The following is a 14,612-nucleotide window of genomic DNA, read 5'->3' as shown; positions in this document are numbered from 1 at the left end:
CGCCCTGTCGCGAGCCAAGGCGACAGGGCGCGCGGCAAAGACTCTCACAAAGGAGACCCACACATGAAGCTTGACGCAAGCATCAGCGCCGTCGTCACGGGCGGGGCATCGGGCCTGGGCGCGGCCACCGCGCGCCGCCTGGCCGCAAAAGGCGTGCGCGTCGCCCTGTTCGACCTCAACGAGACGGCCGGGCAGGCGCTGGCGCGCGAGACAGGCGGCCTGTTCTGCCGCGTGGACGTGACCGACGAGGCCAGCGTGGACGCGGGCTTTGCCCAGGCCCGCGCGGCCCACGGGCAGGAGCGCATCCTGATCAACTGCGCGGGCACGGGCAATGCCGTCAAGACGGCCAGCCGCGACAAGGCCACAGGCGAGATCCGGCACCTGCCCGTGGCCAATTTCGACCGCATCATCCAGATCAACCTGGTGGGCACCTTCCGCTGCATCGCCAAGTCGGCCGCGGGCATGCTCACGCTGGAGCCGCTGGCCGACGGCGAGCGCGGCGCCATCGTCAACACGGCCTCGGTGGCGGCGCAGGACGGGCAGATGGGCCAGGCCAGCTACTCGGCCAGCAAGGCCGGCATCACGGGCATGACCCTGCCCATCGCGCGCGACCTCATGGGCGAGGGCATCCGCGTGAACACCATCCTGCCCGGCATCTTCGACACGCCGCTGCTGCAGGGCGCGCCCGACAACGTGAAGGCGGCGCTGGCCGCCTCCGTCCCCTTCCCCAAGCGGCTGGGCCAGCCCGACGAATACGCCCACCTGGCCGAGACCATGATCACCAACGGCTACTTCAACGGCGAGTGCGTGCGCCTGGACGGCGCCATCCGCATGGCGCCGCGTTAGGCGTACCGCCCAGCCACCACGGCAGGCACCGTCCCCGCGTTTTCCCTGGCCGGAATCGTCGATTGCGACGATGCCCGGCCCGCGCCGGCCGGGCCACCATCCCCCCCAGGAATACAGGAACAGGAGACATATCCATGGCACAGGCATACATCGTCGCCGCCACGCGCACGGCGGGCGGCAAGCGCGGCGGAAAGCTCTCGGGCTGGCATCCGGCCGATCTCGCGGCCCAGGTGCTGGACGAGCTGGTGCGCCGCAGCCAGGCCGACCCGGCCCAGGTCGAGGACGTGATCATGGGCTGCGTCAGCCAGGTCGGCCAGCAGGCGACGAACGTGGCGCGCAACGCGGTGCTGGCCTCGTCCCTGCCCGAGTCCGTGCCGGGCACCACGGTGGACCGGCAGTGCGGGTCGTCCCAGCAGGCCCTGCATTTCGCGGCCCAGGCCGTGATGTCGGGCAGCATGGACATGGTGATCGCCGCAGGCGTGGAGAGCATGTCGCGCGTGCCCATGGGCACGCCCAACGCCCTGCCCGCCAAGTCCGGCCTGGGCGTGTACATGAGCCCGGCCATGCAGCAGCGCTATCCGGGCGTGGAGTTCAGCCAGTTCATGGGCGCCGAGATGATGGCCGGCAAGTACGGCCTGGCCAAGGACCAGCTGGACGCCTATGCGCTGCAAAGCCATGAGCGCGCCGTGCAGGCCGCGCGCGAGGGCCGCTTCGACCGCGAGATCCTGGCCGTGCAGGCGCGCAGCGCCGAAGGCGGTGCCGAGGGCGAAGGCCAGCCGCACACGGTGGATGAAGGCATACGCTTCAACGCCACGCTGGAGGGCATTGCCGGCGTCAAGACCATCCGCGAAGGCGGCTGCGTGACCGCCGCCACGGCCAGCCAGATCTGCGATGGCGCCAGCGGCGTCATGGTGGTCAGCGAGCGCGGCCTCAAGGCCCTGGGCGTGCAGCCGCTGGCGCGCATCCACCACATGAGCCTGCTCGGGCATGACCCGGTGATCATGCTGGAGGCCCCCATCCCCGCCACCCAGGCCGCGCTGAAAAAGGCCGGCATGCGCATCTCCGACATCGACCTGTACGAAGTCAACGAGGCCTTCGCCCCCGTGCCCCTGGCCTGGCTGCAGGCCACGGGCGCGGATCCGGCGCGGCTCAACGTCAACGGCGGCGCCATTGCGCTGGGCCATCCGCTGGGCGCCTCGGGCACCAAGCTCATGGCCACGCTGATCCACGCCCTGCATGCGCGCGGCGGGCGCTACGGCCTGCAGACCATGTGCGAGGGCGGCGGCATGGCCAACGTCACCATCATCGAGCGCCTGTAGGCGCCGCCATGCCACCGTGCGACCGGCGCGGCCCGCGCCGGCCGCCCACCATCGGGGGGGAGGGAAAGCCATGAGCCAGGACTCGCAGCCCCTGCTGCGCATCGAAGGCGTTTCGCTGCGCTTCGGCGGCATCGTCGCGCTGGACGGCGTGAGTTTCGATGTTGCGGCAGGCCAGATCTGCGGCCTCATCGACCCCAACGGCGCAGGCAAGAGCAGCCTGTTCAACTGCCTGTCGCGGCTGTATGCCTGGCAGGCCGGCCACATCCGCTTTCGCGGCCAGCCGCTGGCCACGCTGGCGCGCCACCGCATGGCCGCGCTGGGCATGGGCCGCACCTTCCAGAACCTGGCCCTGTTTTCCAGCATGACGGTGGCCGACAACGTGCGCCTGGGCACGCACAGCCACCAGCACGCCGGCTTTGTGCGCGACGCCCTGCGCCTGCCCGGCGTGCGCCGGCGCGAGGAAGAAGCCCGCGCCCAGGCGCAATCGCTGATGGCCCTGCTGGAGCTGACGGGCGTGGCAGAGCGCCGCGTGGCCGACCTGCCCTTCGGCACGCAAAAGCGCGTGGAGCTGGCGCGCGCCCTGGCCTGCCGCCCGCAGTTGCTGCTGCTGGACGAGCCGGCCTGCGGCCTCAACCATGAGGAGCTGGCCGGCCTGGGCGACCTGATCCTGTCGCTGCGCGACCGGCTGGGCCTGACCGTGCTGCTGGTGGAGCACCACATGGGCCTGGTCATGCGCGTGAGCGACAAGGTCGTGGCGCTGAACTTCGGCCGCAAGATCGCCGAAGGCACGCCGGGCGAGGTTCGCGCCCATGCCGAAGTCATCCGCGCCTACCTGGGTTCGGACATGCAGCCGCAGGATCAGGACAGGGAGGTGGCGCATGCCGGCACTGCTTGAAATCCGCGGACTGCATGCGGCCTACGGGTCGGTGCGCGTGCTGGACGGCATCGACATGGACCTGGCCGAAGGCCGCGTCACGGCCCTGCTGGGCGCCAATGGCGCGGGCAAGACCACCACGCTGCGCGCCATCTGCCGCCACCTCGTGGACACGCGCGGCGAGGTGCGCCTGGCCGGCGAACGCATAGACCGGCACAGCACCGAGCGCATCGCGCGCCAGGGCGTGGGCCATGTGCCCGACGGGCGCGGCACCTTCGCCCAGCTCAGCGCCGAGGAGAACCTGCGCCTGGGCGCGCAGGCCCGGCCCACGCGCGCTGCCCGTGCCGACGTGGGCGGCGATATGGAGCGCATGTTCGGCTACTTCCCCCGCCTGCGCGAGCGCCGCGCCCAGCAGGCCGGCACGCTGTCGGGCGGCGAGCAGCAGATGCTGGCCATTGCCCGCGCCCTCATGGGCCGCCCGCGCCTGCTGCTGCTGGACGAGCCCTCCTTCGGCCTGGCGCCGCTGGTGGTGCGCGACATCTTCGGCATCCTGCGGCGCATCAACGCCGAGCAGGGCATGACCATCCTGCTGGTGGAGCAGAACGCGCGCCTGGCGCTGGAGCTGGCGCACAGCGCCTACCTACTGGAGACCGGTCGCATCGTGCTGCACGGCCCCAGCGAAGCCATGCGCCGCAACGATGCGGTGCGCCAGGCCTATCTCGGGGAGTAGCGGCCATGGACGCCTTCATCCACCAATTGCTGGCCGGCCTGGCCACGGGCGGCATCTACGCCACCGTGGCCCTGGCCCTGGTCATGATCTACCAGGCCACGCACCACATCAATTTCGCGCAGGGCGAGATGGCCATGTTCTCCACCTTCATCGCCTGGGCGCTGCTGCAGGCGGGGCTGCCGTACTGGTGGGCCTTCCTGGCCACGGTGGCGCTGTCCTTCGTGCTGGGCGCGGCCGTGGAGTTCGCCATCATCCGCCCCATGCACAAGGCGGCGGACCTGGCCCAGGTGGTGGTCTTCATCGGCCTGCTGATCGTCTTCCACAGCCTGGCTGGCTGGATCTTCGGCTACACCATCAAGGAGTTCCCCAGCCCGTTCCCGGCCGACGCCTGGTATGGCAGCGCCCTGATGTCGGCCCATGAGGTGGGCACCATCTTCGTGGCGCTGTCCATCGTGGCCCTGCTGTTTGCCTTCTTCCGGCTCACGCCGCTGGGGCTGGCCATGCGCGCGGCCGCGCAGAACCCGGCCTCCTCGCGCCTGGTGGGCATCTCCGTGGGGCGCATGCTGATGCTGGGCTGGGGCCTGGCCGGCGCCATCGGCGCGGTGGCCGGGATGATGGTGGCGCCCGTGGTTTTCCTCGATCCGCACATGATGAGCGGCGTGCTGCTGTATGCCTTTGCGGGCGCGCTGCTGGGCGGCATCGACAGCCCCGCGGGCGCCGTGCTGGGCGGCTTCATCGTGGGCGTGCTTGAAAACCTGGTGGGCAGCTACGTGGTCGGCACCGAACTCAAGCTTTCTGTGGCCCTGGTGCTGATCGTGGGCGTGCTCATCGTGCGGCCGGCCGGGCTGATGGGCCGCAAAGTCGTCAGGAGGGTTTGAACAATGTCCCCCCTGAGCGGCTACGCCGCTTCCCGTTGCACGGCGCCCCCTCTTTCGCTACGCGGGAGGGGGACGACACCCTCGCTTTTGGGCCACGCCAGTTTTGTGCCAAACGCCCTGGAGAACAATGATGTCCACACGATCCGCCTCCTCGTCTGACGCACTGGTCGCCGCCACCAGCGCGCCCCGCCCCCTGCCCCTGGGCACGGTACTGATCGCGGCGCTGGCGCTGGCGGCCTGCTCGCTAGTCTTCGTGGCCAAGGGCTACCAGCTGTTCCAGGCCACCATGGTGCTGGCCTATGCCGTGGCCCTGGTGGGGCTGAACATCCTCACGGGCTACAGCGGCCAGATCTCGCTGGGCCATGGCGCCTTCTTCGCCATAGGCGCCTATGCGGCCGGCATCCTGATGGACCGCGCGGGCCTGGCCTACTGGCTTGCCGTGCCTGCAGCGGGCCTGGTGAGCCTGGCGGCGGGCTACCTGTTCGGGCGGCCCGCGCTCAGGCTGGAAGGGCTGTACCTGGCGCTGGCCACCTTTGCGCTGGGCGTGGCCATGCCCCAGCTGCTCAAGTACCGCCACCTGGAAGCCTGGACCGGCGGCGTGGGCGGCATCGTGCTGACCAAGCCCGAGGCGCCCTGGGGCCTGCCGCTGGATGCCGACCAGTGGTTCTACCTCTATGCATTGGCCGTGGCGGCCCTGCTGTTCTGGATGGCGCGCAACCTCATAGACAGCGGCAGCGGCCTGGCGCTGCGCGCCATCCGCGACCATGCCATGGCGGCCGAGGCCATGGGCGTGGACAACGCGCACTGCAAGTCCTTGGCCTTTGCGATTTCGGCCGGCTACACGGGCGTGGGCGGCGCGCTGTCGGCCATTGCCGTGCAGTTCGTGGCGCCCGACTCCTTCACCATGTTCCTGTCCATTTCGCTGCTGGTGGGCGTGGTGGTGGGCGGCGTGGGAACGCTGTGGGGCGCGCTGTTCGGCGCCCTGTTCATCATGTTCATCCCGGGGCTGGCCGAGCAGGTGTCCAAGGCCGCGCCCTGGGCCGTCTACGGCACCGTGCTCATCGTCTTCATGTTCGCCATGCCCGGCGGCGTGATGGGCCTGCTGCACCGACTGGGCCGACCGGGCCGGCCGGGCATGCACCTGCCCCGGCAGCGGCCGCGTGCCTGACTTTCCATCCCCACCCACAGGAGTCCCCCATGAATTCCAGTCCGGCCGTCCGCATGGAACGCCACGGCAACAACGGCGACAGCGGCAACAACGGCGAGATCGCCCTCATCGTCCTCCAGGACAGCGCCCGCATGAATCCGCTGGGCAGGCCCTTGCAGCTGCGGCTGCGCGAACTGCTGGCCGAGGTGCGCGAGGACACCTCCCTCCGCGCCCTGGTGCTCACCGCCGAGGGCCGGGGGTTTTGCGTGGGCGCGGACCTGTCGTCCATGGGCGGCGCACAAGGCGGGGCACAAGGTGGGGCACAAGGCGGGGCCCAGGCCGATGGCCGCACGCTGGGCGAGCAGACGGCCGACAACATGCAGCAGCTGTCCAACCGCCTCATCCTGGACCTGCAGCAGTTGCCCGTGCCCGTGGTCTGCGCCATCAACGGCGCGGCAGCCGGGGCCGGCGTGGGCCTGGCCCTGGCCGGCGACGTGGCGCTGGCGGCGCGCTCGGCCTACTTCTACCTGCCTTTCCTGCCGCGCCTGGGCATCGTGCCGGACCTGGGCACCACCTGGTTCATCGAGCGCCGGCTGGGCCGTGCGCGCGCCCTGGGCCTGTCCCTGCTGGGCGACAGGCTGGGCGCGCAGCAGGCTGCCGACTGGGGCCTGGTCTGGGCCTGCGTGGACGACGAGGCCCTGCGCGAGCAGGCCCTGGCCACGGCCGCCCGCCTGGCGCGGCTGCCGGCCGGTGCCGTGCTGGAAGCCCGCCGCGCGCTGGACCACGCAGCCGCTTCCACGCTGGAGCAGCAGCTTCACTACGAGGCCGAACGCCAGCGCGAGCTGGTGGGCGCGCCGGCCTTCATGGAAGGCGTGCAGGCCTTCATGCAAAAGCGCGAGCCCGTGTTCGCGCCCCGCCAGCCGGGCTGAGCGCCACACCTTCCCGACGCACCTTGCTGCGCCCGCACATGCATTCGTCGGAATCGACGATGGGCGCGCGCCGGGCCGGTTCCTACCATGGACCGGCCACCACAAGAAAAGCGGGCACGGCGCCCGCAAGCCAGGAGACCACCATGCGCAACCCCTTCGCCCGCGGCCCCCGGGCCCTGATCGCCTGCCTGGCGCTGGTCCTGCCGGCCATCACCCAGGTGCCAGCCCAGGCCCAGACCCAGACCCAGACCCAGACCCAGAAGAAGTACGACACCGGCGCCAGCGACACCGAGATCCGCATCGGCAACTTCGTGCCCTACTCAGGTCCCGTGTCGGCCTATGGAACCATCGGCAAGGCCCATGCGGCCTACTTCGCCAAGATCAACGCCGAAGGCGGCATCAACGGCCGCAAGATCACCTACCTCTCGGCCGACGACGCCTACAACCCCGCCCAGAGCGTGGAGCAGACGCGCAAGCTGGTCGAGCGCGACGGCGTGCTGCTGATGTTCGGCGCGCTGGGCACCTCGCACAACCAGGCCGTGCATCGCTACATGAACCAGCGCAAGGTGCCCCAGCTGTTCGTCTCCACGGGCGCCACGCGCTGGGGCGATCCGAAGAACTTCCCCTGGACCATGGGCTGGCAGCCCACCTACCAGCTCGAAGGCCGCACCTTCGCCCAGCACATCCTGGCCACGCGGCCCCAGGCCAAGGTGGCCGTCCTGATGCAGAACGACGACTTCGGCAAGGACTACCTCAAAGGCGTGCTCGACGGATTCGGCGAGCAGGCCAAGCAGCGCATCGTCGTGCAGCAGACCTACGAGGTAGGCGACCCCACGGTGGACAGCCAGATGGTGGCGCTCAAGGGCTCGGGGGCGGACACCTTCATCAACATCAGCACGCCCAAGTTCGCGGCCCAGTCCATACGCAAGGCCGCCGACATCGGCTGGAAGCCTGCGCACTACCTGGTCAGCGTCTCGCTGTCCATCAGCTCGGTGCTCAAGCCCGCGGGCCTGGACAACGCACGCGGCGTGATGACGGCCAGCTACCTGCGCGAGCCCTCGGACCCCAGCAACCAGGGCACGCCCGAGCTGGCCGGCTACCTGGCCTTCATGAAGCAGTTCTACCCGGCCGGCGACCCCAACGATTCGCTCAACGTCATCGGCTACTCCCAGGCCCAGACCCTGGTGCAGGTGCTCAGGCAGGCCGGCGACGAGCTCACGCGCGCCAACATCATGAAGCAGGCCGCCAGCCTGAAGATGGACCTGCCCATGCTCTACCCGGGCATCAGCCTGCAGACCGGGGCGGACGATTTCTTCCCCATCAAGAAGATGCAGCTCGTGCGCTTCGACGGCAGCCGCTACGCGCCCGTGCAATGACCCCGGCCTTCAGGACAACGACAGGAGACACCCCCATGCCCGCCTTGCAAGGACTGATGCAGGACCGCCCGCTCATGATCTCGTCGCTGATCGAGCATGCGGCGCGCTTTCATCCGCACACCGAGATCGTCTCGCGCCTGCCGGAAACCCGGGACGGTGGCCTGCACCGCACCGACTGGGCCGGCATGCGCCGCGCCTCCTGCCAGGTGGCCAACGCCCTGCAGTCGCTGGGCGTGCAGCCTGGCGAACGCGTGGGCACGCTGGCCTGGAACAGCTGGCGCCACCTGGCGCTGTACTTCGGCGTCTCGGGCAGCGGCGCGGTGCTGCACACCATCAACCCGCGCCTGTTTCCCGAGCAGATCGAATACATCGCCAACCATGCCGAGGACCGGGTGCTGTTCTTCGACGTGACCTTCGCGCCGCTGGTGGAAAAGCTCGCACCGCATCTGAAGACCGTGACCACCTATGTCTGCATGAGTTCGCGCGAGCACATGCCCGCGCTGGACCTGCCCGGCCTGCACTGCTGGGACGAGCTGGTGGGCAACCAGAGCGAGGACTTCGAGTGGCCCGAGTTCGACGAGCGCACGGCCTCCTCGCTGTGCTACACCTCGGGCACCACGGGCCACCCCAAGGGCGTGCTGTACTCGCACCGCTCCACCGTGCTGCACACGCTGATGGAGCTGGCGCCCGACACCTTCGGCCTGAACGCGCGCGAGACCGTGATGCTCATCGTGCCCATGTTCCATGCCAACGCCTGGGGCACGCCCTATGCGGCGGCCATGGCCGGCGCACGGCTGGTGCTGCCCGGCCCCCACCTGGACGGCCAGAGCGTCTACGAGCTCATGCGCGACGAGAAGGTCACCTTCTCGCAGGGCGTGCCCACCGTGTGGCTGATGCTGTTCCAGTACCTGGATGCGCATCCCGACATCGACCCGCGCGCGCTGGGCGTCAAGAGCATAGGCATCGGCGGCGCGGCCGTGCCGCGCGCCATGCTGGAGCGCTTCGAGAACCAGTTCGGCGCCCAGGTCGTGCAGGGCTGGGGCATGACCGAGACCAGCCCCATCGGCGTGGTCAGCAAGCTGCTGCCCCGGCACGACGCGCTGTCGGGCGAGGAACTGGTCAAGGTCAAGCTCAAGCAGGGACGCGGCGTCTGGGGCGTGGACCTCAAGATCGTGGACGACGACGGCCGGCCCCAGCCCTGGGACGGCCAGGCCCGGGGACACCTGCGCGTGCGCGGCCCCTGGATCGCCAGCGGCTACTTCAAGGGCGAAGGCGGCTCGCCCGTCGATGAGGAAGGCTTCTTCACCACGGGTGACGTGGCCACCATCGATGCCGACGGCTTCCTGCAGCTGGTGGACCGCGCCAAGGACGTGATCAAGTCGGGCGGCGAGTGGATTTCCTCCATCGACGTTGAGAACGCCGCCATGGGCCATCCCGGCGTGGCCGAGGCCGCCATCATCGGCGTGGCCCATCCCAAGTGGCAGGAGCGGCCGCTGCTGCTGGTGGTGCCGCGCGCAGGCCACAGCGTCAGCCGCGAGTCCATGCTCGACTTCCTGTCCACGCGCATCGCCAAATGGTGGCTGCCCGACGATGTGCTGCAGGTGGCCGAGCTGCCGCACACGGCCACGGGAAAACTGCTAAAGACCAAGCTGCGCGAGCAGTACAAGAACCATCCACTGCCCACGGCCTGAAAGGAGACCTCCATGCCAGGACCGCTTGAAGGCGTGCGCGTGGTCGAGTTCGCGGGCCTGGGCCCGGGGCCGTTCTGCGCCATGCTGCTGGCCGACATGGGTGCCGAGGTGCTGCGCATCGCGCGGCCCGGCACGCCGGTCGATGCGCAGGACATCACCACGCGCAGCCGCAGCCAGGTCGAGATCGACCTGCGCGGCGAGGAAGGCCAGGCCTCGGCCCTGGCGCTGATCGCACGCGCCGATCTGCTGATCGAGGGCTTTCGGCCCGGCGTGATGGAGCGCCTGGGCCTGGGCCCCGAGCCCTGCCTGGCGCGCAACCCGCGCCTGGTCTACGGCCGCATGACGGGCTGGGGCCAGCACGGGCCGCTGGCGCATGCGGCGGGGCATGACATCAACTACATCGCCATCTCCGGCGCCCTGCACGCCATCGGCCGCGCGGGCGAGGCGCCCGTGCCGCCGCTCAACTACGTGGGCGACTTCGGCGGCGGCGGCATGCTGCTGGCCGTGGGCCTGCTGGCCGCCCTGCACGAGGCCGGGCGCAGCGGCCGGGGCCAGGTCATCGACGCGGCCATGACCGATGGCACGGCCCTGCTGTCGGCCTTCATGTACGGCTTCAAGGCCAAGGGCCAGTGGAGCAACCAGCGCGGAGAGAACCTGCTGGACGGCGGCGCGCACTTCTATGACACCTATGCCTGCGCCGACGGCAAATACATCGCCATAGGCGCCATCGAGCCGCAGTTCTACGCCGAGCTGCGCCAGCGCTGCGGCATACAGGACCCGCTGTTCGACGCGCAGCTGGACGCCGCGCGCTGGCCCCTGCTCAAGCTGCGCCTGGCCGACGTGTTCCGCACGCGCACGCGCCAGCAGTGGTGCGAGTTGCTGGAAGGCAGCGATGCCTGCTTCGCCCCCGTGCTCGACTGGGACGAGGCGCCCCAGCACGCCCACAACCGCGCGCGCGCCACGTTCACCGAGGCCGGCGGCGTGCTCCAGCCCGCGCCGGCGCCGCGCTTTTCGCGCAGCGTGCCCGAGCAGCCCCGCCCCCCGCGCGCCGCCAGCCTGCAGGACACGCTGGCCGCCTGGAATGCCCGCTCCTGAGGAAACCCCATGCCCATGTATCTCACCCAGGCCATCCACAAGGGCCGCCGCGAAAGGGCCGGCGCCACGGCAGCCATCTGCGGCGCAGAGCAGGCCAGCTGGTCGCAGCTTGCGCAGCGCATCGAACGCTGCGCCGGCCTGCTGCGGGCGCTGGACGTGGCGCCCGGCGACCGCGTCGGCATGATGGGCCTGAACTCCATCCGCTACCTTGAATACTTCTATGGCTGCTGGTGGGCAGGCGCCGCGGTCAACCCCGTCAACATCCGCTGGAGCGCGCACGAGGTGGCCTACTCGCTGGACGATTGCGACACGCGCGTGCTCTTCGTGGACGATGCCTTCGCGCCCCTGGTGCCCCGGCTGCGCGAGCTGTCCTCCAGCCTGCGCACCGTGGTGTTCTGCGGCACGGGCGCCGCGCCCGAAGGCGCGCTGCACTACGAGCAATTGCTGGCCGCCGCCACGCCCTGCGCCGACGCGCTGCGCAGCGGCACCGACCTGGCCGCCGTGATGTATACGGGCGGCACCACGGGCCGGCCCAAGGGGGTGATGCTCAGCCACGACAACCTGTTCATCAACGCCCTGTCCAATGCCAGCAACGTGCCGCGCCAGCATGTGAAGGTGGGCATGGTGGTCACTCCCATGTTCCATGTGGCCGGCTGCGGCCTGGCCCTGCTCATGGCCCAGCGCCTGGTGCCCCAGGTCATCGTGCCGGCCTTCGACGAGCTGGCCATCCTGAACGGAGTGCAGCAGCACGGCGTGAACGAGCTGTTCCTGGTGCCCACCATGATCCGCCGGCTGATCGAGCATCCGCGCCTGGCCGAATTCGACCTGTCCAGCCTGCGCCTCATGCTCTATGGCGCAGCCCCCATAGACGCCAGCCTGCTGGAGCGCGCCATGCAGGCGCTGCCCGGCGCCGACTTCGCCCAGGCCTACGGCATGACCGAGCTGTCGCCCACCATCGTGTCCATGGGCCCGGCCGAGCACCGCCCCGGCCCGCAGCGCGAGCGCCTGCTGCGCGCGGCCGGCCGGCCCGTGACCATTGCCGAGGTGCGCATCGTCGATGGCGAGGGCCGCGAGCTGCCTGCCGGCGAGGTGGGCGAGATCACGGCACGCGGCCCCATGGTCATGCAGGGCTACTGGAACAGGCCCGCCGAGACGGCCGCGGCGCTCAAGGACGGCTGGATGCACACGGGCGACATGGGCCGGCTGGATGCCGACGGCTACCTCTTCGTCGTGGACCGGCTCAAGGACATGATCGTCAGCGGCGGCGAGAACGTGTATTCGGCCGAGGTCGAGAACGCCATCGCCCAGCTGCCCCAGGTCGCCATGTGCGCCGTCATCGGCGTGCCCGACGAACGCTGGGGCGAGCGCGTGCACGCCGTGATCGTCGCGCGCGAGGGCCAGCCGCTGACCGAGGCCGAGGTCATCGCCCACTGCCGCGAACGCATCGCGGGCTACAAGTGCCCGCGCTCGGTGGAGTTCCGCAGCGAGCTGCCGCTGTCGGCCGCCGGCAAGCTGCAGAAATTCCAGCTGCGCGAGCCCTACTGGCAGGGCCGTGAACGCCGCATCAACTGAACCCCTCAATCCACCGGTCCAAGCCATGCCACTGCAACTGACACGCTCCTGGAGCACCCCCGAACTGGAAAGCCTGCGCGCCACCGCCGTGCGCTTTCTGGAAACCGAAATGCAGCCGCAGGACGAGGCCGCACGCCAGCGCGGCAACGTGGGCCATGCCATCTGGCGCCGCGCCGGCGAGCTGGGCCTGCTGTGCACCGACATCCCCGAGGACTACGGCGGCGGCGGCGGCGACTTCCGCCACGAGGCCGTGATCCACGAGGAGATGGCGCGCCGCGCCCTCTCGGGCATGAGCAACTCCGTGCATTCCATCGTGGCCCACTACCTGCTCAACCACGGCACCGAGGCGCAAAAGCGCAAGTACCTGCCCGCCATGGCGCGCGGCGAGCTGGTGGGCGCCATCGCCATGACCGAGCCCGGCGCGGGCTCGGACCTGCAGGGCGTGCGCACGCGCGCAGAACTCAGGGACGGCCGCTACCGCATCAACGGCAGCAAGACCTTCATCACCAACGGCCTGCTGGCCGGCCTGATCCTCGTGGTCTGCAAGACCGACCCGGCCCAGGGCGCGCGCGGCACCTCCATCCTCATCGTGGAGACCCGGGACTGCGCGGGCTTTCGCGTGGGCCGCGTGCTCGACAAGATGGGCATGAAGGCCCAGGACACCTCGGAGCTGTTCTTCGACGACGTGACCGTGCCGCAGGACGCGCTGCTGGGCGGGCGCGAAGGCCAGGGCTTCTACCAGCTCATGGGCGACCTGCCCTACGAACGCCTGATCATCGGCCTGGCCGCCCTGGCCTGCATGGAAGGCGCCTACGAGGCCACGCTGGCCTACGTGCGCGAGCGCCGCGCCTTCGGCCAGGCCATTGCCGACATGCAGAACACCCGGTTCAAGCTCGCCGAGGTGGCAACCACCCTCACCGTGGGCCGCGCCTTCATCGACCGCTGCGTGGAGCAGCTGGTGGCCGGCACGCTGGACACGGCCACGGCCTCCATGGCCAAGCTGTGGGGCTCGGAAGCGCAGGGCCGCGTGCTCGACGAACTCGTGCAGCTGCATGGTGGCTACGGCTACATGAACGAATACATGGTCACGCGCATGTACGCCGATGCGCGCGTGCAGCGCATCTACGGCGGCACCAGCGAAATCATGAAGGAAGTGATCTCGCGCGCGCTCTGACGCTCCGATCCCCTGGCGGCGCCAAGCGCTGCCGCAGTCCCCCTATCCCTTCCCCGGCAGCACAGGAGACAGCAGCCATGACCCTCGACGACCTCATCTACAAGCCCGGCCTGCTCCAGGGCGAACGCATCCTCGTCACCGGCGGCGGCACCGGTCTGGGCCGTGTCATGGCCGAGGCCTTTCTCATGCTGGGCGCCGACATCCACCTGTGCGGCCGGCGCGGCGCCGTGGTCGAGCAGACAGCGCAGGAGCTGGTGCAGCAGCACGGCGGCCGGGCCACGGGCCATGCCTGCGACGTGCGCCAGCCCGAGGCCGTGGAGCAGATGATCGAGGCCATCTGGGCCGACGGCGGCGCGCTCACGGGCCTGGTCAACAACGCGGCCGGCAACTTCGTGAGCCGCACCGAGGACCTGTCCATGCGCGCCTTCGACGCCGTGGCCAACATCGTCATGCGCGGCAGCTTCAACCTCACGCTGGAGTGCGGCCGCCGCTGGCTGGCCGAGGGCCGCAAGGCCAGCGTGCTGTCCATCCTCACCACCTGGGTCTGGAACGGCTCGGCCTTCACCGTGCCCTCGGCCATGGCCAAGTCGGGCGTGCATGCCATGACGCAGTCGCTGGCCGTGGAATGGGGCAACCGGGGCATACGCTTCAACGCCATCGCGCCGGGCCTGTTTCCCACCGAAGGCATGAGCGCGCGGCTGAACCCACAGGGCGGCGAGCATGTGCGCGCCGACAACCCCATGGGCCGCAACGGCCGCATGCCCGAGCTGGCCAACCTGGCCGTCTTCCTCATGAGCCGCCAGGCCGAGTACCTGACGGGACAGACCATCGCCATAGACGGCGGACAATACCAGGCGACGGGCGGCAACTTCGCCGGGCTGGCCAGCTGGAGCGACCAGGACTGGGCGAATGCGCGCAGCGCCATCGAATCGCGCAACGCGGCCGACCGCCAGCAAAGAACCGCATAGAAACAAGGAGACA

General features: G+C 70.1%; 13 protein-coding genes. All 13 read left to right on the top strand.

Annotation, left to right across the window (positions count from 1 at the left end; genetic code table 11):
* The first annotated feature begins 63 nt into the window (after positions 1-63).
* A complete protein-coding gene (locus AAN986_RS09200) occupies positions 64-846 on the top strand; it encodes an SDR family NAD(P)-dependent oxidoreductase (RefSeq protein ID WP_046985184.1) in 783 nt (260 codons plus the stop codon).
* 134 nt (positions 847-980) lie between these two features.
* Positions 981-2,165: an acetyl-CoA C-acetyltransferase gene (locus tag AAN986_RS09195; RefSeq protein WP_016451397.1), complete on the top strand. Its 1,185-nt coding sequence runs from the start codon at positions 981-983 to the stop codon at positions 2,163-2,165.
* A 70-nt stretch (positions 2,166-2,235) separates the two neighbouring features.
* A complete protein-coding gene (locus AAN986_RS09190) occupies positions 2,236-3,060 on the top strand; it encodes an ABC transporter ATP-binding protein (protein ID WP_047218402.1) in 825 nt (274 codons plus the stop codon).
* On the top strand, positions 3,044-3,769 hold the full coding sequence (locus AAN986_RS09185; RefSeq protein ID WP_047218401.1) for an ABC transporter ATP-binding protein: 726 nt from the start codon (positions 3,044-3,046) through the stop codon (positions 3,767-3,769). The genes AAN986_RS09190 and AAN986_RS09185 overlap by 17 nt, the downstream gene beginning before the upstream one ends.
* A gap of 5 nt (positions 3,770-3,774) precedes the next feature.
* A complete protein-coding gene (locus tag AAN986_RS09180; RefSeq protein ID WP_034363620.1) occupies positions 3,775-4,647 on the top strand; it encodes a branched-chain amino acid ABC transporter permease in 873 nt (290 codons plus the stop codon).
* A 130-nt stretch (positions 4,648-4,777) separates the two neighbouring features.
* Entirely contained in the window at positions 4,778-5,815 is a 1,038-nt protein-coding gene (locus AAN986_RS09175; protein WP_047218400.1) for a branched-chain amino acid ABC transporter permease, read from the top strand.
* A 29-nt stretch (positions 5,816-5,844) separates the two neighbouring features.
* A complete protein-coding gene (locus AAN986_RS09170) occupies positions 5,845-6,723 on the top strand; it encodes an enoyl-CoA hydratase-related protein (protein WP_047218399.1) in 879 nt (292 codons plus the stop codon).
* A 143-nt stretch (positions 6,724-6,866) separates the two neighbouring features.
* The gene (locus AAN986_RS09165) at positions 6,867-8,099 is read left to right on the top strand and encodes an ABC transporter substrate-binding protein (RefSeq protein ID WP_047218398.1); all 1,233 of its coding nucleotides are present in this window, start codon (positions 6,867-6,869) and stop codon (positions 8,097-8,099) included.
* Positions 8,100-8,134: 35 nt separating this feature from the next.
* On the top strand, positions 8,135-9,790 hold the full coding sequence (locus AAN986_RS09160) for a long-chain-fatty-acid--CoA ligase (protein WP_047218397.1): 1,656 nt from the start codon (positions 8,135-8,137) through the stop codon (positions 9,788-9,790).
* Between the two features lie 12 nt (positions 9,791-9,802).
* Positions 9,803-10,885: a CaiB/BaiF CoA-transferase family protein gene (locus tag AAN986_RS09155; RefSeq protein WP_012206624.1), complete on the top strand. Its 1,083-nt coding sequence runs from the start codon at positions 9,803-9,805 to the stop codon at positions 10,883-10,885.
* Between the two features lie 9 nt (positions 10,886-10,894).
* The gene (locus AAN986_RS09150) at positions 10,895-12,457 is read left to right on the top strand and encodes a long-chain-fatty-acid--CoA ligase (protein WP_047218396.1); all 1,563 of its coding nucleotides are present in this window, start codon (positions 10,895-10,897) and stop codon (positions 12,455-12,457) included.
* Positions 12,458-12,482: 25 nt separating this feature from the next.
* Entirely contained in the window at positions 12,483-13,631 is a 1,149-nt protein-coding gene (locus AAN986_RS09145) for an acyl-CoA dehydrogenase family protein (protein WP_047218395.1), read from the top strand.
* 77 nt (positions 13,632-13,708) lie between these two features.
* On the top strand, positions 13,709-14,599 hold the full coding sequence (locus AAN986_RS09140; RefSeq protein WP_016449208.1) for an SDR family oxidoreductase: 891 nt from the start codon (positions 13,709-13,711) through the stop codon (positions 14,597-14,599).
* Positions 14,600-14,612: the final 13 nt, after the last annotated feature.

This window comes from Delftia sp. DS1230, from assembly GCF_040112715.1.
GTDB classification, from domain to species: domain Bacteria; phylum Pseudomonadota; class Gammaproteobacteria; order Burkholderiales; family Burkholderiaceae_C; genus Comamonas; species Comamonas tsuruhatensis.
This window is presented reverse-complemented; position numbering and strand designations above follow the sequence as displayed.